Raw genomic sequence first — 18,843 nt, 5'->3', positions numbered from 1 at the left:
GGGGGGTCGGGGGCTCGTGCCCCGTGCTCATGGGGCACGGAGCCGCCCGGCTTCTGAGCCCGCGGCCCCAGGGGGTCGGGGGCTCGTGCCCTGCGGTTATGGGCGGGTGGGTGGGTAAGCGTCCGGCAGGACCACCCGGAACAGCGCCCCACCCCCCGGCGCCGCATGCGCCGACACCTCCGCCCCGTGCGCCCGCGCGATCTGCCGAGCCATCGCGAGCCCCAGCCCCGACCCCGGCAGCGCCCGCGCCCGCTCCGCCCGGTAGAACCGGTCGAAGACATGGGGCAGGTCGGCCTCCGCGATGCCGGGTCCGTGGTCCCGTACCGTCAACTCACCGGCGAGCAAGGTGACTTCCACCGGCGCGCCCACCGGGCTGAACTTGGCAGCGTTGTCCAGGAGGTTGGAGATCAGCCGGGCCAGGCGGGCCGGCACGCCGGGCAGCGTCGCGGACGCGTCGGCCAGCTCAAGCCGGAACGGTGTGGCCGGCCAGTGCGCCCGAGCCGTGTCCACCGTGTGCGCGAGCAGCGGAGCCAGCCGGACCTCCTCCAAAAGCGGCGTGGGCTCCTCGTCCCTCGCGAGGTCGATGAGGTCGTTGACCAGGACGGACACCTCCCTGATCTGCCGGCCGAGCGCGCCCGACGCCCGGTCCCGCTGCGCCGCCGTCAAGCGATCGGCCCGTGCCAGCAGTTCCGCGTTGGTACGCAGCGCGGTCAGCGGGGTGCGCAGCTCATGGGACGCGTCCGCCACCAGACGGCGCTGGGCCGTCACCGACTGCTCCAGCTCGCCCAGCATCGTGTTGAAGGACACCGCGAGCCGGATCACCTCGTCCTCCTTGCCGGACGGGCCCGGCGGCAGCTCGATGCGGTGGCTCGGGTCGCGGGTCGCCGCGATGTGCTCGGCCGTCGCGGTGAGCCGGGCCAGCGGCGCGAGCCCGGTCCGCGACACCCAGTAGCCGAGCCCGGCCGCGAACAGCACGCCCGCCGCCCCGACCGCGCCCAGCAGCCATGCCGCCTGGCCCACGCCCTTCTGTACAGAGTCCGAACGCAGCGCCACCTGAAGGGACTTGCCACCACCGAAGGGCGTGGTGAGCATCCGGGCGGGCTTGCCTTCGGGCAGGGTGATGTTGCTGAAGTACGGCGTGTGCGCACCGGAAGCCACCGCGCGCACGGGCGGGCCCACCGGCAGCAGGTAGCGCTCGTGGGCGTCCTTCGCCGGATCGGCGGGGACGATCTGCGCACAGGCGGGCGCGGACAGGAAGCGGCACTCCCCGGCCAGCACGCTGGGGCGCGCGCCCCGGTTCTGCTGGATGGCCAGGGTCGCCGACTGGGTCAGATTCAGATCGAGCTGGTGGTAGAGCTCGTAGTGGATGACGAAGAACGCTGCCGTGGACACCCCGAGCACCACCACCGCCACCGCGCCGGACGCGGCCACCGCGAGCCGGGTGCGCAGCGGACGGTGGCGCCGCCAGCGTGCACCGAGACGGCGCCGCGCGCTCATGACGCCGCCCCCAGCCGGTGGCCACCGACACCGCGCCCGCGGTGGCACGCGCCCATGCCGCGTCCAGGCGCATCACCCCCGCGGTGCTCGGGCTGGGCCCGGCCCGTCGTCCCCGGGGTGCGGTGCGGGTGGCCCGCGTACGGCGCGCTCATGACGCGTCCAGGCGGTAACCGACGCCGTGCACCGTGTGGACCAGGCGCGGCTCGCCCTCCGCCTCCAGTTTGCGGCGCAGGTAACCCACGTACACCGCGAGGGAGTTGGAGTCCGGGCCGAAGTCGCGGCCCCAGACCAGCTCGTGGATCAGCTCCCTCGGCAGCACCTGCCCCGGGTTGCGCATGAGGAGTTCGAGCAGGGCGAACTCGGTGCGCGTGAAGTCGATCGGGCGCTCGCCCCGGCGGGCGGTGTGGGCCACCGGGTCCAGGGCCAGGTCCGCATACCGCAGCTCCTGCGGCTCGCCGGGGTCGGGGGCCGCCCGGCGCAGCAACGCCCTTACCCGTGCGATGAGTTCGTCCAGGGCGAAGGGCTTGACCAGATAGTCGTCGGCGCCCGCCTCAAGGCCGTCCACCCGCTCGCTGACCGAGTCGAGCGCGGTGAGCACGAGCACCGGGGTGCGGTCGCCCATCGCCCGCAGCTGGCGGCACACCCCGAGGCCGTCGAGCACCGGCATCATCACGTCGAGGACGATCGCGTCCGGACGCCACGCCGCCACCTCGGACAGCGCCGCGAGCCCGTCGACGGCGCCCCGCACCTCGTACCCCTCCACCGCAAGGCCGTCCTCGACGGCCGCCCGTACTTCCGGCTCGTCGTCGACGACGAGGATTCTGACCGCGCGCGTGGTGCTCATGGGCAAAGCCTGCCAAACGACACTCTTAGAACCCTCTTAAGGCGCCCCGTGAACCTCGGTGCCATGCGCACACCATTGTCAGTAGTGATCGGGGCGGGCGGCACCGGCGGGCACATCTACCCCGGGCTCGCGCTCGCCGAGGCGCTGCGGCGGGCCGTCCCCGACGCGGTGGTCTCCTTCGTCGGCACGACCCGGGGCCTGGAGGGCGAGCTCATACCCCGCGCCGGGTACCGGCTGCACACCGTCGACATGATCCCCTTCGACCCCTCGCTCGGAGCCAAGCGGTACCTGCTTCCCGCCGCGCTCCTGAAGTCGGGCGCGCAGTGCCGGTCCATCCTCAAGGCGCAGGGTGCCCAGGTCGCGGTCGGCATGGGCGGCTACCCGAGCGCGCCCGTCATCGTCGGCGCCAAGATGGCCGGGCTCCCGAGCCTCATCCACGAATCCAACGCCGTGCCGGGCCGGGCCAACCAGTTCGCGGCCCGGCTCACCTCCAACATCGCCGTCGCCTTCGACCGCAGCCGCGCCCACCTGTCGGGCGGCCAGGACGCGCTCACCACCGGCATGCCCATCGCGGCGTCGCTCGCCGCGCTCGACCGGCCGACGCTGCGCGCCGAGGCGCGCCGGGCGCTCGGTGTGCCGGCCGGGGCGCGGCTCGTCCTCGTCAACGGCGGCAGTCTGGGCGCGGCGCGGCTCACCGCGGCGGCCGTCGGCCTCGCCCACCGCTGGCGGGACCGCGCCGACGTCCACCTCCTCATCAAGACCGGGCCCGCCCAACTCGACGACACCGTACGCCAGTTGAGCGGCATGCCCGGCGCGCGAGCCGTGCCCTACCTCGACCGCATGGACCTCGCGTACGCCGCCGCCGACCTCGTCGTGTGCCGGGCCGGCTCCGCGACCGTCGCCGAACTCGCCACGACCGGAGTGCCCGCCGTCCTCGTGCCCTATCCACACGCGCCCGGTGACCACCAGACCCACAACGCGCGGGTCCTGTCCGACGCCGGGGCGGGCCTGCTCGTGCCCGACGCCGAGACCACCGCGTTCCGCCTGGCCGGCCTCATCGAACCCCTTCTGGCCGACCCGGCCCGGCTCGCCGCGATGAGCGGCGCCGCCGACCCCGGCAACCACGCCCGCGCCGCCGGCCTGCTGGCCGCCCGGGTCCTCGAACTCGCCTCCTATCCCACCTCGTACACCAGGGAGTACGCCGCATGAGCACCGTCATCACCCACGAGAACCGCACGTGGCACGGCCGCACCGTCCTGGTCACCGGCGCCGAGGGCTTCATCGGCTCGACGCTGGTCGACCTCCTCGTCGAACTCGGCGCGAACGTCCGGGCGTTCGTCCACTACAAGCCGTACGCCGAGAAGGGCCACCTCGCCCATCTGATGAACCACCCCCGGGTGGAGATGACCGCCGGAGACGTCCGCGACGCGGGCCGGGTCTCGGACGCGGTCGCCGGCTGCGACACCGTCTTCCACCTCGCCGCCCTCATCGGCATCCCGTACAGCTACGACTCGCCGGGCGCCTACGTGCAGACCAACGTGGTCGGCACCGAGAACATCGCCGAGGCCTGCCGCCGCCACGCGGTGCGCCGGCTCGTCCACACCTCCACCAGCGAGGTGTACGGGACCGCCCTGACCGCACCGATCGGCGAGGACCACCCGCTCCAGCCGCAGTCGCCCTACTCCGCGTCCAAGATCGGCGCCGACATGATGGCGCTGTCGCACTGGCACGCCTTCGAGCTCCCGGTCACCGTCGTACGCCCGTTCAACACCTACGGCCCGCGCCAGTCCGCCCGCGCCGTGATCCCCACCATCCTGGCCCAACTGCACGCGGGCGTACGGGAGATCAAGCTCGGCTCGACGACCCCGACGCGCGACTTCACCTACGTCACCGACACCGCGCGGGGTTTCCTCGCCGTCGCGGAGTGCGACCGGGCGCTCGGCGAGGTCGTGAACCTGGGCACGGGCCGCGAGATCGCCATCGGCGACCTGGCGCAGGCCCTCATCGCGGCGTCGGGCCGCGAGGCGTCCGTCGTGGTCGACCCGGCGCGCCTTCGCCCCTCGGGCAGCGAGGTGGAGCGCCTGCTTTCGGACAACGCGCGGGCGCGCGAGTGGGCGGGCTGGAGCCCGCAGGTTTCCCTGGAGGACGGCCTGAAGCACACCTCGGAGTGGGTGCGGGAGAACCTGGCCCTGTTCGCGCCGGAGCGGTACCAGGTCTGAGTGTCCGGCGGCGGCCGGGGAACGGGGCGCCGCTCAGGCCGTCGCGGCGAGGCCCGTGCAGATGAGGAGGGTGAAGTCGCGGGCCCACTCCTCGTCCACGGGCTCCGCGCTGACCAGCGCCCGGTGCACCACCGCGCCCGCCACCACGTCGAAGATGAGGTCGGTGTGGCGGGCGGAGACCACCGGGTCCGCCTCGTAGGGGAGTTCGCCACGGGCCTGCGCGCGCTCGCGGCCGACCAGAACCAGCCGCTTCTGGCGGTCCACGATGGCCGACCGGATCCGCCCGCGCAGCGCGTCGTCCCGGGTGGATTCGGCCACCACCGCCATCAGCGCCGTCTTCGCCTCGGGGCGTTCCAGGAGCGCGGCGAACTGGAGGACGACACCCTCCACATCGGCCATCAGGCTGCCCAGATCCGGGAGTTCGAGCTCGTCGAAGAGGACCGCTACCGCGTCCACGACGAGCTCGTTCTTGCCCGCCCAGCGGCGGTAGAGCGTCGTCTTGGCCACCCCGGCCCGTGTCGCCACGTCCCCCATCGTCAGTTTCGACCAGCCCAGGTCGACCAGCGCCTCCCGGGTCGCCAGCAGGATCGCGGCGTCGGCCTCGGCGCTGCGAGGCCGGCCCGTACGACCCGTACAGGACGGTCTCGTGGCGCGGGATGAAGAAGGCATGACGGCGACCATACCGGCCGGTAGTAATCGCGCCAGGGGGCACGCGGTGTGCGCGAGATCACCCTGCGCGCCGACCCCGCGACCAGTTACGCTACGGCTCGTAGCGAAAGCCTTTGAGCGGCCTTCCGCGACAACCACATGTCACAGGCGCCCGGGTGGGGACCCGGGCGCCGCACGAGAAGACCGGCGTCAGGTCCGGGCCGGCTCGGTGCCTCGCAATCCGGCGGGAGGCAGCGGGGTGGGCCCGGATCCTGCCACCGGATGACCACGCACCGTCGCGGAAGGGGGAGGATGTACGCATGCAGCCTAGGAACATGTCCATGAGCGGCGTCGTCGACCTCGCCGCGGTGAAGGCGGCCGGTGAGGCCAAGAGCAAGGCGGAGCAGGCGCGAGCCGAAGCCGCCCGGCAGGGCGGGGTCCCGGCGGTCGCGCCGTCCGCCCTCGTCAGTGATGTCGACGAGGCCTCCTTCGAGCGCGATGTCCTGACCCGCTCCGCCGAGGTGCCGGTCGTCATCGACTTCTGGGCCGAGTGGTGCGAGCCCTGCAAGCAGCTCGGCCCGCTGCTCGAACGCCTCGCCGTCGAGTACAACGGCCGTTTCGTCCTTGCCAAGATCGACGTCGACGCCAACCAGATGCTGATGCAGCAGTTCGGGATCCAGGGGATCCCGGCCGTCTTCGCGGTGGTCGCAGGCCAGGCGCTGCCCCTCTTCCAGGGCGCGGCCCCGGAGGCGCAGATCCGCGAGACCCTTGACCAGCTGGTGCAGGTCGCCGAGGAGCGCTTCGGCCTGACCGGCATCGCGGTGGACCCGAGCGCACAGGGCCCCGCCGCCGAGGCGCCCGTCCCGGTCGGCCCGTACGACGCCCTGCTGGAAGCCGCCGTGGTCGCGCTCGACTCGGGCGATCTGGCCGGCGCGGCCCAGGCGTACCGCAACGTCCTGAGCGACGACCCGGGCAACCCGGAGGCCAAGCTCGGCCTCGCGCAGGCCGAACTGCTCCAGCGGGTCCAGGCGCTCGACCCCGCGCAGGTCCGCAAGGACGCGGCGGACAAGCCGGCCGATGTGGCCGCCCAGATCGCCGCGGCCGACCTCGATCTGGTCGGCGGACATGTCGAGGACGCCTTCGGACGGCTCGTCGAAACCGTGCGGCGCACGTTCGGTGACGACCGTGAGGCCGCGCGCGTGCGCCTCCTGGAGCTCTTCGAGGTGATCGGCGGGGACGACCCGCGCGTCACCGCGGCGCGAACCGCGCTGGCGAGGGTGCTCTTCTGACCCACGGCTGGACGCCCGCGAGCGTTCATCCACCTGTCACCGAATGAGCGTCTGAGCGGGGTATCCGACGGGCGATTTGGCGACAGAGAGACAAGAGGCGGCCGCGCTTTGCCAAAACTTGGTAAACGCGGCCGCTGTTACTTCCAGTAAGTTGAGCCGCTTCTTACGTCCGCTTTTCTGCGGCAATTTCCCCTTCTGTCGGGCCACTCTGCGGCACCCTGCGTGCCCGCCCGATGCCGACCGGTCGCACCTCGGTTATCAGGCCGTTACTGGCTAGTAACGACCCCCCTTGTGCCTCGGCCCGGAATGGACCACGATCGGCCACGCTCGGTCCAATAACGCACCAGCCCGACAGCCACTCGGCGCGGCCGCTGACTTGGGTCCCCACCGAGCCGGCCGGTGACAGTGGCACCGGCCGTGGACAGGGGGGTCTCTGCTTCCCGCAGGGCCTGTCCAGAGGTTGCGCGAATGCGTGGCCAGTGGTTGTCGCTCGGGGGTGATCGCCGGTGTCGGACGAGGTGCGCGAGTCGTACGCGATCGACCTCCCGCGCGTTCCCCTTCCCGAGGACGTAGCACTTCTCCCATCCCGTGACAGCCCTTGAGGGTCCGTCCCGGAGATGTACGTCCGAGAAGGAGGAAAGTCATGGAGTCCCAAGTACGTGGCGGGACCAGATGGAAGCGGTTCGCTCTGGTCATGGTGCCGAGCGTGGCCGCCACGGCCGCGATAGGCGTCGGCCTTGCGCAGGGCGCGCTTGCGGCGTCGTTCAGTGTGTCGGGTGTCGACTTCAAGGTGACGGCGACGCAGCTTGTCGGGCACAACCTCCTGCAGTACGGGAGCGTGGCGACCGGTAAGACCATGGAGGGCAACGACGATGCGCCGCATCCCGTTGTCGTCTCCGGGTTCTCTGATGCCACCATCACCAACATGTGCCAGTCGGTCGTGCAGCACGTGCCGATCATCGGTGACGTCACGATGACGCTGAACGCTGGGCAGGACGGTCGGCAAGTCTCGGCGAAGGACCTCTACCTCGATGTCTCCCAGCTGGACACCGACGCGACGTTCGAAAACATCGACATCGGCGTAGCGGCGGGCGAGGGCAAGACCGGCAGCAAGGAGCACCCCGGCCAGACGAAGATCCAGCCCGGTGCCAACGGGCAGCCCGGCGGCATGCCGGGCGGCTTCGCGCAGCGTGCCGACACCGCGACGCTCAATAAGGTCTCGCAGCGAGCGTGGGCGACCACGGCGGGACGGTTCGAGCTTCCTGGGCTCAGTCTCAGGCTGAGCACCGGCAAGCACGAGTGCGAGCTTCCCAAGGAAGGCAACTAGTCACCGACTAGGCCCTCGACCGGTGACCGACGGGCGTTCTCCAGGACCTGTCGGTCACCGGGACCTTCTTCTACACCTCACAGCAATTGCGGTACCAGGGAGCTGTTTTCCATGAGCGCCGAGACCACGGGTTCCCGCGACTTCCGATACTGGCGACTGCGTTTCCGGGCGTGGAGGGGCCGCAGGCCCTTCTGGGCCGGGCTCTTCACCCTCGCCGGTGGCGTACCCATCATGTACTTCCCGTACGCCAACATGCACCTCGGGAACGTCACGCTCGCCATGTCGACCACGGCCGGCGCGGGCTCGCTCATCATCGGCGTTCTGCTGATAACGCTCGGCCTGACCATGTGGTTCCACAGTGTGGTGCGGATGTTCGCCGGAGTCGCGTCGATCCTCCTGGCGCTGATCTCCATCCCCATCGCGAACATCGGCGGCTTCGTCATCGGCTTCCTGCTCTCCCTGTTCGGTGGCGCGCTGGCCTGTGCCTGGGTGCCGGCCAAGCCGCGGCGAGGGGACAAGCAGACGGAATACGCGGACGGCGAGCCCTCGCCCGAAGGTGCGCCGGAGCCGGCAACCGCCGCCACCGAAACGACAGTTGACGCCAACGGCGGGAGGAACAGTGCGGGGTGACGAGACGCAGCTGGACTCGACCGGAGGCGGCGACCCGCGGGAAAGAAAGGGGCCGCGTCACGCGGCTCCGAGGAAGTCACTGCTGACCAAGTGGCACATGCCCGCGGGCAAGGCGATGGCTCTGGCCGCCATGCCCACGGCCGTACTGGTCGGAATGACCCTCACGCCCAAGCTGGCGATGGCCGACGAGAGGACGGACATCCCGTTCGCTCCGGGCCCCTGCGTGACCCAGTCGGACAGCCCCTCGGCCTCCCCGAGCCCGTCCAGCAGCGCGTCGGGCAAGGCGTCGCCGAGCCCGTCGGCGTCCAAGTCGGCCGAGAAGAAGTCGGACGACAAGGCGACGCCGGACACGAAGACGCCCACGCCCACCGCCTCCGGTCCGGCCGGGGACGCCGTCGACAAGCTCCTGAAGCCCGCGGCCCAGCCCTCGGACACACCGTCCACGGCACAGGCGCCCGCCGGCCAGTCCGCGACGCCGCCGCCCGCCAAGAAGCCCAACCCGCTGGACCCGCTGGGCCTGGGTGACGCGCTCAAGGGCCTCTTCGGCATCCACGACACGCCGACTCCGACGCCCACGCCGAGCGCGTCGACGCCGGCCGCACCGAAGCCGACGGCCGGCACGGCCGCGTCGAAGCCCTCGACGCAGCCTTCGACCAAGCCGGCGGCGAAGTCGGTCAAGCCGAGCACGCCCGCCGCCAAGACCGGCGACACGACGCTCGACAAGACGGCCGAGGCGATCAAGAAGGCGGCCGACGCGGCCGGCCAGAAGGTCACCGAACTCCCGGACTCGGTCAAGGGGTTGGACCCGAAGGCGGACACCGCCATCCCCGACGGCGCCAAGCCCCGCTTCCCGTGCCCGACCGCCGACCCGAAGGCGCTCGCGGCGGCGAAGCTGGACAGCGGCGTCCCGGTGCTGCCGAGCCAGCCGTGGATCCTCAAGAGTTCGATGCTCACGCTCAAGGGCCTCAACTACGAGGGCATCGTCGAGGTCAGGGCGGGAGACACGACCAAGAAGGTCCTCAAGTTCACGGCCTCGTCAATCGACATCGACAACCTGGATCAGCAGGTGTACGGGCCCGAGGTGAACGGCAAGCCCACCACGGCCCACGTGGTGGCGCGCTCGGGTTCGACCTCGACGATCACCAACGGCACGGTGACGATGTACACGGAGGAGCTGAAGGGCAACCTCCTCGGCATCGTCCCGATCACCTTCAGCCCGGAGACCCCGCCCCCGCTGAACATCCCGATCGTGTTCTTCACCAACGTGACGATCCGCCAAGCCGGCCAGTTCGGCGGCACCCTGAAGGTCCCCGGCCTGCACAACTACGTCACCGAGGGCAACCCGACGACGTAGCGCGAAGCAAGCTGACGTTGAGCCGTGACCCCACTTCCCAAAGAGGGGGTCACGGCTCACTTCGTGTGAATCTGCACCGGCCCTCAGCTACTCGCCGAGTTCCGCATACTCGACCACACCGGCCCGGACGACCGTGCCCGCACCGACACTCGGGGCAGCGACTGGATGACGGGAACTCCCGTGACCGTAAGCCCGGTTCAGCGCACCGCGTCGGTCGGAGACCCGTTCCGCTTGCGCCGGCTCAGGACCAGGACGCCCGCCCCGCCCGCCACGACCACCGCCGCGCCGATGCCGGTCCAGCCGAGCGCGCCGATCCCGGAGTCCGCGGAGCCGGCCGGAGGGGCGGCCTGGTAGCCGGTGGCCGGCTTCGGTGCGAGCGGGTCGAGGGTGCCGATCGGCTGGGTCATGCCGGTCGCCGAGAAGCCCCAGTCCAGAAGCTGGCGCATCTCGGTGTACACCTTGTCGCGCTTGTTCTCCTGGGGGTTCATCACCGTCACCAGGATGGTGTGGCCGTCGCGCTTGGCGGCCTCGGCCAGGGTGTTGCCCGCGTTCGTGGTGTAGCCGTTCTTGCCGCCGATGAGGCCGGGATACTTGGCGACCCCGTCGATGCCGGACAGCAGGCGGTTGGTGTTGGAGATCCCGAACGGCTTGCCCTTGGTGTTGGGGCCGCCGGGGAAGTCGGCCGACGCCGTCCCGCAGTACTCCGTGAAGTCCTTGTTCTTCAGACCCGCCCGCAGGAACAGCGCCAGGTCGTACGCGGAGGACACCTGGCCGGGTGCGTCATAGCCGTCCGGGCTCAGCACATGGGTGTCCTTGGCGCCGAGGCCGTCGGCCTTCTTCTGCATGTCGCCGACCGTCTTGTCGACGCCGCCGTTCATCGCCGCGAGCACATGCACCGCGTCGTTGCCCGAGCGCAGGAACACCCCGCGCCACAGGTCCGGCGCCTGATAGGTCTGGCCGGGCACGATACCGACCGCGCTGCTGCCGTCGCCCATGCCCTTGAGGTCGTCGTCGCTCACCTTGCGGCTCGCGTCGTGCGGGACCACGGGCAGCACGGTGTCGGCGAAGAGCATCTTCAGGGTGCTGGCCGGCGGGAGCGGCCAGTGTGCGTTCCTCGCGCCGAGCACCCGGCCGGTGTCCGCGTCCGCGACCACCCAGGAGAGGGCGGAGAGGCTGGGCGGCAACGCCGGTGCGCCCGCGCCGAGTTGATCGCCGGGCTTGCCCAACTGGGCGCCGCCCGCCTGCGACATGGCCGCGGGCGGCTCCTTCTTGGCCTCGCCGCCCGGCGCCCCCGGCTTCGCCGATGCGGGCGGACTCAGCGGGAGGCTGCTCGCCAGAGCCGGGCCGGCGGCCGTGCCCGCGGTGACCACGGTGGTGGTGAGGGCCACCAGTGCGCGCCGGACCTGCGGCGATATGGGGAGACGCATGGACGTGAACGTACCTCAGGAGCCACGGCGGAGCGGAGCCGTCCGCCCGTGGAATTCGCCACGCCGTGTTCATGGAACGGGCTGCCGCCCCATCCCGTCCACCGCCACCCCACCGGGGCTCCGCCCCAGACCCCGTTGGACCTGAACGCCGCCCGGCGACGAGCAGTCAGGGCCGCGAGGAACTACGCAAGAAGCGACCACGGCCCGCAGCCGAGAGCGGGTTGAGGGGCGCGGGGAACTGCGCAAGAAGCGACCACGGCCCGCAGACACAGCACCTGGAACCCCTCCGGAGGTAGTCAGGGGCGCGAGGAACTGCGCGAGAAGCGACCACGGCCCGAAGACAGCACCCGGCCCCCCCCCGAAACCGGCCCCCCCCCGAAACCGGAACCCATCCGCAAATCGCACAGGAGGGCGGCACCCGTAAGGAATCGGGATGCCGCCCTCCAAGGGGGTGGGGCCGCGGCTACTCCTGCTCGGAGCCGCCGAGGTGGTGCACCCGGACCATGTTGGTGGTGCCGGGGACGCCGGGAGGCGAGCCGGCCGTGATCACCATCGTGTCGCCCTTGTTGTAGCGCTTGAGCTTCAGGAGCTCCGCGTCGACCAGGTCGACCATCGCGTCGGTGGAGTCCACGTGCGGCACGACGTGCGTCTCGACGCCCCAGCTCAGCGCGAGCTGGTTGCGGGTGCCCGCGTCCGTGGTGAACGCGAGGATCGGCTGGCACGTGCGGTAGCGGGACAGGCGCCGCGCGGTGTCGCCGGACTTGGTGAAGGCGACCAGCGCCTTGCCGTTGAGGAAGTCCGCGATCTCGCAGGCGGCGCGGGCCACCGAACCGCCCTGCGTACGCGGCTTCTTGCCCGGGACCAGCGGCTGGAGGCCCTTGGAAAGAAGCTCCTCCTCGGCCGCCTCGACGATCTTCGACATCGTCTTGACCGTCTCGATGGGGTAGGCGCCCACCGAGGACTCGGCGGAGAGCATGACCGCGTCCGCGCCGTCCAGGATCGCGTTGGCGACGTCGGACGCCTCAGCGCGCGTCGGCCGCGAGTTGGTGATCATCGACTCCATCATCTGGGTCGCGACGATCACCGGCTTGGCGTTGCGGCGGCAGAGCTCCACGAGGCGCTTCTGCACCATCGGGACCTTCTCCAGGGGGTACTCCACCGCGAGGTCGCCACGGGCCACCATCACACCGTCGAAGGCGGCGACGACGCCCTCCATGTTGGCGACGGCCTGCGGCTTCTCCACCTTGGCGATGACCGGCACGCGGCGGCCGACCTCGTCCATGACCTTGTGGACGTCCTTGACGTCGTCGGCGTCGCGCACGAAGGAGAGGGCGACCAGGTCGCAGCCCATCCGCAGCGCGAACCGCAGGTCCTCGATGTCCTTCTCGGACAGCGCCGGGACGTTGACCGCCGCGCCGGGCAGGTTGATGCCCTTGTGGTCGGAGATGACACCGCCCTCGATGACGATGGTCTTCACCCGGGGGCCGTCGATCGAGATGACCTTGAGTTCGACGTTGCCGTCGTTGATCAGAATGGGGTCGCCCTTGACGACGTCGCCCGGCAGCCCCTTGTAGGTGGTGCCGCAGATCGACTTGTCGCCCGGAACATCCTCCGCGGTGATCGTGAACTCGTCGCCACGGACCAATTCCACCGGCCCTTCGGCGAATTTCGCCAGCCGGATCTTCGGGCCCTGGAGGTCGGCGAGCACGCCCACCGCGCGGCCCGTCTCCTCGGCGGCCTTGCGGACCCGGTCGTAACGGGCCTGGTGCTCGGCCTGGGTGCCGTGGCTGAAGTTGAAGCGGGCCACGCTCATGCCGGCCTCGATCAGAGCGACAAGCTGCTCATGAGAGTCGACGGCGGGGCCCAGTGTGCAGACGATTTTGGAACGGCGCATAAGGCGGATCCTATCGGTTTGTTTCGCTGCGGAATATTCCGTCTGGTGGAATGTACAAATGGGCGGGGCGACGCTCAGGTGTCGTCCAGGCAAACCGGAAATCCGGTACGGAATTCAGAACTGCTGCCCTGCTCGCACCAGCGCATACGTCTGCTGGGCGATTTCCAGCTCCTCGTCCGTCGGCACCGCCGCCACCGCGACCCGGGCGTACTCCGGGGAGATCAGCCTCGGACGGTCGGACCGTACGGCGTTGAGCTCGCCGTCGACCGCCAGGCCCAGCTCCTCAAGACCGGCGATCGCGGCCTCCCGCACCGGGGCGGCGTTCTCGCCGACCCCCGCCGTGAACGCGATCGCGTCGACCTTGCCGAGCACGGCGTAATAGCCGCCTATGTACTTCTTCAGACGGTGGATGTAGATGTCGAAGGCGAGCTGCGCCCGCTCGTCGCCCTCGTCGCAGCGCCTGCGGATCTCCCGCATGTCGTTGTCGCCGCACAGCCCCACCAGGCCGCTCTTCTTGTTCAGGAGCACGTCGATCTCGTCCACCGACATGCCGGCGACCCTGTTGAGGTGGAAGGTCACCGCCGGGTCGATGTCGCCGGACCGCGTCCCCATGACCAGGCCCTCAAGCGGGGTGAGTCCCATCGAGGTGTCGACGCACCGGCCACCGCGCACCGCCGATGCGGACGCCCCGTTGCCCAGGTGCAGCACGATCACGTTGACGTCCTCGGGCGCCTTGCCCAGCAGCTTCGCCGTCTCGCGCGACACATACGCGTGCGAGGTGCCGTGGAAGCCGTACCGGCGGATGCGGTGCGCGTCGGCCGTCTCGACGTCGATCGCGTACCGGGCAGCGGACTCCGGCATCGTGGTGTGGAACGCCGTGTCGAACACGGCGACCTGCGGCAGATCGGGGCGCAGCGCCTGTGCGGTACGGATGCCCGTGATGTTCGCCGGGTTGTGCAGCGGGGCGACCGGAACCAGGCGCTCGATCTCCGCCATCACCTCGTCGGTGATCACGGTCGGCGCGCTGAACTTGAGCCCGCCGTGCACCACCCGGTGGCCGATCGCCGCCAACTCCGGGGAGTCGAGGCCGAGTCCGTCCACCGCCAGTTCCGCCGCCACGGCCTTGAGCGCGGCCGCGTGGTCGGCGATCGGGCCGTTCTGCTCGCGGGCGGCCCCGCCGGTGGCCAGTGGGGTGTGCTTGAGCCGGGAGGTCTCCTCACCGATCCGCTCCACCAGGCCGACGGCGAGACGCGAGGCGTCCCGCATGTCGAGGAGCTGGTACTTCACCGAGGAGGACCCGGAGTTGAGGACGAGGACACGGGTTCCCTGGCCGGCGGTGGTCATGCGGAGGCCTCCTGCTCCTGCGCCTGGGCCTGGATGGCCGTGATGGCGACGGTGTTGACGATGTCCTGGACGAGGGCGCCGCGCGAGAGGTCGTTGACCGGCTTGCGCAGCCCCTGGAGCACCGGGCCCACGGCCACGGCGCCGGCCGAGCGCTGCACGGCCTTGTAGGTGTTGTTGCCGGTGTTGAGGTCCGGGAAGATCAGCACGCTGGCCTGCCCGGCCACGTCCGACTCCGGCAGCTTGGTCGCGGCGACCGAGGGCTCCACGGCCGCGTCGTACTGGATCGGGCCCTCGATCTTCAGATCGGGGCGGGCCTCGCGCACCCGCTTGGTGGCCTCACGCACCTTGTCGACGTCGGCGCCCGAGCCCGAGGTGCCCGTGGAGTACGACAGCATCGCGATCCTCGGCTCCACGCCGAACCGCTGGGCGGTGGCGGCCGCCTGGACGGCGATGTCCGCGAGTTGTTCCGCGTTCGGATCCGGGTTGACCGCGCAGTCCCCGTACACGAGGACCTTGTCGGCCAGACACATGAAGAAGACCGACGAGACGATCGAGGCTTCCGGCTTGGTCTTGATGATCTCGAAGGCGGGGCGGATGGTGGCGGCGGTGGAGTGCACCGAGCCGGAGACCATGCCGTCGGCCAGGCCCTCCTGGACCATCAGCGTGCCGAAGTAGTTCACGTCCGCGACCACGTCGTGCGCCAGCTCCACGGTGACGCCCTTGTGGGCGCGCAGCTGGGCGTAGCGCTCGGCGAAGCGCGGGCGCAGCTCGGAGGTGGCCGGGTCGATGATCTGGCACTTGGTGACGTCGATGCCGAGGTCGGCGGCCTTCTTGCGGATCGCCTCCACATCGCCGAGCAGCGTCAGCTCGCACACGTCGCGGCGCAGCAGGACGTCGGCCGCGCGCAGCACCCGCTCCTCGGTGCCCTCGGGCAGCACGACCCGGCGGCGCTTGGCGCGCGCCTGCTCCAGGAGGTCGTGCTCGAACATCATGGGGGTGACCCGGCCGCTGCGGGCCACCGAGATGCGGCGCAGCAGGTCGGCGGTGTCCACGTGCCGCTCGAAGAGACCGATCGCGGTCTCCGCCTTGCGGGGCGTCGCCGCTTCCAACTTGCCTTCCAGGGCGAAGAGTTCCTGCGCCGTGGGGAAGGAGCCGTGGCTGACCGCGACCACCGGGGTGCCCGGCGCGAGCCGGTCGGCGAGGGTCAGGATCTCCTGCCCCGGACGCTCGTCGAGCGTGAGCAGCACGCCCGCGATCGGCGGCGTGCCGGCGCTGTGCGCGGCGAGCGAGCCGACGACCAGGTCGGCGCGGTCGCCGGGGGTCACGACCAGGCAGCCCGGGGTCAGCGCGTTCAGGAAGTTCGGCAGCATGGCGCCGCCGAAGACGAAGTCGAGGGCGTCCCGCGCGAGCCCGGAGTCGTCGCCGAGCAGCACCGTGCCGCCCAGGGCCGCGGTGATCTGGGCGACGGTGGGCGCCGAGAGCGCCGGCTCGTCCGGCAGGACGTAGCAGGGCACCGGGAGCCGGGCCCCAAGCCGCTCCTCGATCTCGTGCCGGTCGGCCGGGGCGACCCGGTTGACCACCATGGCCAGCACGTCACAGCCGAGCCCGTCGTAGGCGCGGTGCGCGTTGCGCGCCTCGGCCCGGACGGACTCGGTGGTCTGGCCCCTGCCGCCGACCACCGGTATCACCGACGCGCCGAACTCGTTGGCGAGCCGCGCGTTGAGCGCCAGCTCGTCGGGGAGCTGGGTGTCGGCGAAGTCCGTGCCGAGGACCACGACGGCCTCGTAGTCGCGGGCCACCCGGTGGAAACGCTCGACGAGCCGCGAGACCAGTTCGTCGGTACCCTGCTCGGCCTGGAGGGCCGAGGCCTCCTGATAGTCCATCCCGTACACCGTGGCCGGGTCCTGGCTCAGCCGGTAGCGGGCGCGCAGAAGATCGAAGAGACGGTCCGGTCCGTCGTGCACCAGGGGGCGGAAAACACCCACTCGGTCCACTTGGCGGGTCAGGAGCTCCATGACTCCCAGCTCGATGACCTGACGGCCGTCTCCCCGGTCGGTCCCGGTCACGTACACGCTGCGCGTCACGCGTGCTCTCCTGTTCTGCGTCGCAGGAAATTGTCCCTAATAGGTCCTATAGGGACAGCATTGCCCTCTTGACAATACCTCTGCGGATGGATAGGACGCCCGCCGGACGAAAGGCCCGGAGGGAGGGGGCGAAGGCCCCTCGCCCATCATGGTGGGAGTAGCCGGGTGGGCGGGCGGCCCAGGGTGCGTGGGACAATCTGAATTGCTCACGTTACGGGGGATACGGGCGTGACGTCCCAGGACCGGCGAAGCAGGAGATCGAGCACGATGCGCATCGGAGTACTCACGGCAGGCGGCGACTGTCCCGGCCTGAACGCGGTGATCCGGTCGGTCGTGCACCGCGCCGTGGCCGGCCACGGCGACGAAGTCATCGGATTCGAGGACGGGTTCAAGGGCCTGCTCGACGGTCACTTCCGCCCGCTCGACCTCAACGCGGTGAGCGGGATCCTCGCGCGCGGCGGCACCATCCTCGGCTCCGCCCGCCTGGAGCGCGACCGGCTGCGCGAAGCCGCCGAGAACTGCGCCGAGTTGGCGAGGCGCCACGGCATCGACGCGCTCATCCCGATCGGCGGCGAGGGCACGCTCACCGCGGCCCGCATGCTGGCCGACGCGGGGATGCCGGTCGTCGGCGTGCCGAAGACCATCGACAACGACATCTCCGCCACCGACCGCACCTTCGGCTTCGACACCGCCGTGGGTGTGGCGACCGAGGCCATCGACCGCCTCAAGACCACCGCCGAATCCCACCAGCGCGTCATGGTCGTCGAGGTCATGGGCCGGCACGCCGGCTGGATCGCCCTGGAGTCCGGCATGGCCGGCGGCGCCCACGGCATCTGCCTGCCCGAGCGGCCCTTCCAGGTCGACGACCTGGTCAAGATGGTCGAGGAGCGTTTCTCGCGCGGCAAGAAGTTCGCCGTCATCTGCGTCGCCGAGGGCGCGCACCCCGCCGAGGGCTCCATGCCGTACGAGAAGGGCGCCATCGACCAGTACGGCCACGAGCGCTTCGCCGGCATCGGCAACCGGCTCGCCGTCGAGCTGGAGCGGCGCCTGGGCAAGGAGGCCCGCCCGGTCATCCTCGGCCACGTCCAGCGCGGCGGCGTGCCGACCGCCTACGACCGGGTGCTCGCGACCCGGTTCGGCTGGCACGCGGTGGAGGCGGTGCACCGCGGCGAGTTCGGCAACATGACGGCGCTGCGCGGCACGGACATCGTGATGGTTCCGCTCGCGCACGCGGTCACCACTCTCAAGACGGTCCCCGACAACCGCATGTACGAGGCCGAATCGGTTTTCTGAGCCGGACAGAGGGCCGGAGGTCCCTCTGCGAGGAGCGCGGGGGACCGGCCGGCCGGTGGGTGACGCACCCCCGGCCATGATCCACCAGACACCCCCTAGCTGTGGGTCAGCTCCCAGAAGCGGTCCACGATGCGGTCGAGGAAGTCCCGTCCCGCGTCCCCCGTGTCGGCGTCCGCGCTCCAGTTGAGCGTGGCGACCATGTGCGACTGGTACTCGGTGTGCAACTGGTCGAGGACGCCCTCCAGCTGCTGCTTGGACAGCGGGAGCAGCTTCGCCGTGGGCTTGACGTACGCCTGCCAGCGCGTGGTCACCGCGCTGCGAAGGAGCTCCGAGAGGTCCGCGTTCTGACCGGTGGCCGTCACGTAGTCGCGCAGCGGAAGGTGCAGCAGGTCGGCCAGTGCCGCCGACTGGCGCTCGTTGCCGCGCCAGCGTCCCGCGTCCTCCATGCGCCGGTAGGCCCCGGCGTCGAGCCCGACCCGGCGGGCCATGTCCTCCAGGGCGAGGCCGCGCGCGAGCCGGTGCTCGCGCAGGGTCGAGGCGGCCGCCATGAGATCGCCGGGGGAGCACCACAGGACCCCCGCGAGTGCGGTCAGCTCCCGCGCCTCGGGCGCCGCGAGCCCCCGCTCCCACGCCATCACGGTGTCCGGTGACACCTGGAGGCCGTACTGGGCGCGCATGCCGTACGCGACATGGCCGGGGGCCATGCCGAGGGCTTCGCGCAGTCGGCGGGCCGCGAGGGCGTTGAAGGGAGGGGTGGGGTGCACGCGCACACCGTAGGACGGTAAGTGACATCTGCCTACGGTGTGTTCCACCAAAGAACGTGAATTGGAGGAAAGTACGGTTTTAGTGCCCTCCGGGTTGCCTAAGGGTTCGGTAAGCGTGTGCTCGTGCCGGAGACCCTTCACCGTCGTGGCCCGCGCGAAACCTCCACGGGGGCACGGACATGCCGGCGTTCCGGGCCCGTCCCGCGGCGCAGGCACGGGACTCCCGCGC

General features: G+C 71.0%; 15 protein-coding genes. 7 read left to right on the top strand and 8 right to left on the bottom strand.

Annotated elements, in window-relative coordinates; translation table 11 throughout:
* Positions 1 to 96 precede the first annotated feature (96 nt).
* Positions 97 to 1,497 (bottom strand): sensor histidine kinase, encoded by a 1,401-nt coding sequence (locus ACGFW5_RS08315; RefSeq protein ID WP_393833374.1) that lies wholly within the window; start codon positions 1,495 to 1,497, stop codon positions 97 to 99.
* Positions 1,498 to 1,645: 148 nt separating this feature from the next.
* Positions 1,646 to 2,341: a response regulator transcription factor gene (locus ACGFW5_RS08310; RefSeq protein WP_393833373.1), complete on the bottom strand. Its 696-nt coding sequence runs from the start codon at positions 2,339 to 2,341 to the stop codon at positions 1,646 to 1,648.
* Between the two features lie 63 nt (positions 2,342 to 2,404).
* Between ACGFW5_RS08310 and ACGFW5_RS08305 the strand changes: the two genes are divergently transcribed.
* Entirely contained in the window at positions 2,405 to 3,550 is a 1,146-nt protein-coding gene (locus tag ACGFW5_RS08305) for a glycosyltransferase (protein ID WP_393833372.1), read from the top strand.
* Positions 3,547 to 4,560 carry an SDR family NAD(P)-dependent oxidoreductase gene (locus ACGFW5_RS08300; protein ID WP_393833371.1) on the top strand — a complete coding sequence of 338 codons (1,014 nt, stop codon included), beginning with the start codon at positions 3,547 to 3,549 and terminating at the stop codon, positions 4,558 to 4,560. Before ACGFW5_RS08305 ends, ACGFW5_RS08300 begins: the two co-directional genes overlap by 4 nt.
* Before the next feature lie 33 nt (positions 4,561 to 4,593).
* Here the strand turns inward: ACGFW5_RS08300 and ACGFW5_RS08295 are convergent, their stop codons facing one another.
* Positions 4,594 to 5,229, bottom strand: a complete 636-nt coding sequence (locus ACGFW5_RS08295; RefSeq protein WP_393833370.1) for a TetR/AcrR family transcriptional regulator — start codon at positions 5,227 to 5,229, stop codon at positions 4,594 to 4,596.
* Positions 5,230 to 5,528: 299 nt separating this feature from the next.
* Between ACGFW5_RS08295 and ACGFW5_RS08290 the strand changes: the two genes are divergently transcribed.
* The 4 genes from ACGFW5_RS08290 (at position 5,529) to ACGFW5_RS08275 (ending at position 9,808) form a co-directional block, all read left to right on the top strand.
* The gene (locus ACGFW5_RS08290) at positions 5,529 to 6,497 is read left to right on the top strand and encodes a tetratricopeptide repeat protein (RefSeq protein ID WP_393833369.1); all 969 of its coding nucleotides are present in this window, start codon (positions 5,529 to 5,531) and stop codon (positions 6,495 to 6,497) included.
* Positions 6,498 to 7,140: 643 nt separating this feature from the next.
* A complete protein-coding gene (locus ACGFW5_RS08285) occupies positions 7,141 to 7,824 on the top strand; it encodes a DUF6230 family protein (protein ID WP_393833368.1) in 684 nt (227 codons plus the stop codon).
* Positions 7,825 to 7,935: 111 nt separating this feature from the next.
* Complete coding sequence (locus ACGFW5_RS08280) at positions 7,936 to 8,454, top strand: DUF6114 domain-containing protein (RefSeq protein ID WP_393833367.1); 519 nt, start codon at positions 7,936 to 7,938, stop codon at positions 8,452 to 8,454.
* Complete coding sequence (locus ACGFW5_RS08275; protein ID WP_393833366.1) at positions 8,444 to 9,808, top strand: hypothetical protein; 1,365 nt, start codon at positions 8,444 to 8,446, stop codon at positions 9,806 to 9,808. The genes ACGFW5_RS08280 and ACGFW5_RS08275 overlap by 11 nt, the downstream gene beginning before the upstream one ends.
* 197 nt (positions 9,809 to 10,005) lie before the next feature.
* Here ACGFW5_RS08275 and ACGFW5_RS08270 read toward each other — a convergent pair whose 3' ends face one another.
* The 4 genes from ACGFW5_RS08270 to pta all read right to left on the bottom strand — a co-directional run bounded on the left by ACGFW5_RS08270 (position 10,006) and on the right by pta (position 16,557).
* Positions 10,006 to 11,235, bottom strand: coding sequence for a D-alanyl-D-alanine carboxypeptidase family protein (locus tag ACGFW5_RS08270; protein ID WP_393833365.1), 1,230 nt, complete (start codon positions 11,233 to 11,235; stop codon positions 10,006 to 10,008).
* A 463-nt stretch (positions 11,236 to 11,698) separates the two neighbouring features.
* Positions 11,699 to 13,129: a pyruvate kinase gene (pyk, locus tag ACGFW5_RS08265; RefSeq protein WP_393833364.1), complete on the bottom strand. Its 1,431-nt coding sequence runs from the start codon at positions 13,127 to 13,129 to the stop codon at positions 11,699 to 11,701.
* A 114-nt stretch (positions 13,130 to 13,243) separates the two neighbouring features.
* Positions 13,244 to 14,473 carry an acetate kinase gene (locus ACGFW5_RS08260; protein ID WP_393833363.1) on the bottom strand — a complete coding sequence of 410 codons (1,230 nt, stop codon included), beginning with the start codon at positions 14,471 to 14,473 and terminating at the stop codon, positions 13,244 to 13,246.
* On the bottom strand, positions 14,470 to 16,557 hold the full coding sequence (pta, locus tag ACGFW5_RS08255) for a phosphate acetyltransferase (RefSeq protein WP_393833362.1): 2,088 nt from the start codon (positions 16,555 to 16,557) through the stop codon (positions 14,470 to 14,472). The genes ACGFW5_RS08260 and pta overlap by 4 nt, the downstream gene beginning before the upstream one ends.
* Before the next feature lie 267 nt (positions 16,558 to 16,824).
* Between pta and ACGFW5_RS08250 the strand changes: the two genes are divergently transcribed.
* The gene (locus tag ACGFW5_RS08250; protein ID WP_393833361.1) at positions 16,825 to 17,850 is read left to right on the top strand and encodes an ATP-dependent 6-phosphofructokinase; all 1,026 of its coding nucleotides are present in this window, start codon (positions 16,825 to 16,827) and stop codon (positions 17,848 to 17,850) included.
* Between the two features lie 95 nt (positions 17,851 to 17,945).
* On the opposite strand, the gene ACGFW5_RS08245 is transcribed toward ACGFW5_RS08250, so the two are convergent.
* Positions 17,946 to 18,620, bottom strand: a complete 675-nt coding sequence (locus ACGFW5_RS08245) for a helix-turn-helix domain-containing protein (protein WP_393833360.1) — start codon at positions 18,618 to 18,620, stop codon at positions 17,946 to 17,948.
* Between the last annotated feature and the right edge of the window lie 223 nt (positions 18,621 to 18,843).

Source organism: Streptomyces sp. NPDC048416 (assembly GCF_043200435.1).
Taxonomy (GTDB): Bacteria; Actinomycetota; Actinomycetes; order Streptomycetales; family Streptomycetaceae; genus Streptomyces.
Note: the sequence above shows the minus strand (reverse complement) of the source record. Positions and strands in the feature narration are given on the sequence as shown.

Coding starts and splice junctions, on each gene's coding strand:
- ACGFW5_RS08315 (WP_393833374.1), bottom strand. CDS start 1,497: ATGAGCGCGCGGCGCCGTCTCGGTGCACGCTGGCGGCGCCACCGTCCG.
- ACGFW5_RS08310 (WP_393833373.1), bottom strand. CDS start 2,341: ATGAGCACCACGCGCGCGGTCAGAATCCTCGTCGTCGACGACGAGCCG.
- ACGFW5_RS08290 (WP_393833369.1), top strand. CDS start 5,529: ATGCAGCCTAGGAACATGTCCATGAGCGGCGTCGTCGACCTCGCCGCG.
- ACGFW5_RS08260 (WP_393833363.1), bottom strand. CDS start 14,473: ATGACCACCGCCGGCCAGGGAACCCGTGTCCTCGTCCTCAACTCCGGG.
- ACGFW5_RS08300 (WP_393833371.1), top strand. CDS start 3,547: ATGAGCACCGTCATCACCCACGAGAACCGCACGTGGCACGGCCGCACC.
- ACGFW5_RS08285 (WP_393833368.1), top strand. CDS start 7,141: ATGGAGTCCCAAGTACGTGGCGGGACCAGATGGAAGCGGTTCGCTCTG.
- ACGFW5_RS08295 (WP_393833370.1), bottom strand. CDS start 5,229: ATGCCTTCTTCATCCCGCGCCACGAGACCGTCCTGTACGGGTCGTACG.
- ACGFW5_RS08270 (WP_393833365.1), bottom strand. CDS start 11,235: ATGCGTCTCCCCATATCGCCGCAGGTCCGGCGCGCACTGGTGGCCCTC.
- ACGFW5_RS08250 (WP_393833361.1), top strand. CDS start 16,825: ATGCGCATCGGAGTACTCACGGCAGGCGGCGACTGTCCCGGCCTGAAC.
- ACGFW5_RS08305 (WP_393833372.1), top strand. CDS start 2,405: ATGCGCACACCATTGTCAGTAGTGATCGGGGCGGGCGGCACCGGCGGG.
- ACGFW5_RS08280 (WP_393833367.1), top strand. CDS start 7,936: ATGAGCGCCGAGACCACGGGTTCCCGCGACTTCCGATACTGGCGACTG.
- pyk (WP_393833364.1), bottom strand. CDS start 13,129: ATGCGCCGTTCCAAAATCGTCTGCACACTGGGCCCCGCCGTCGACTCT.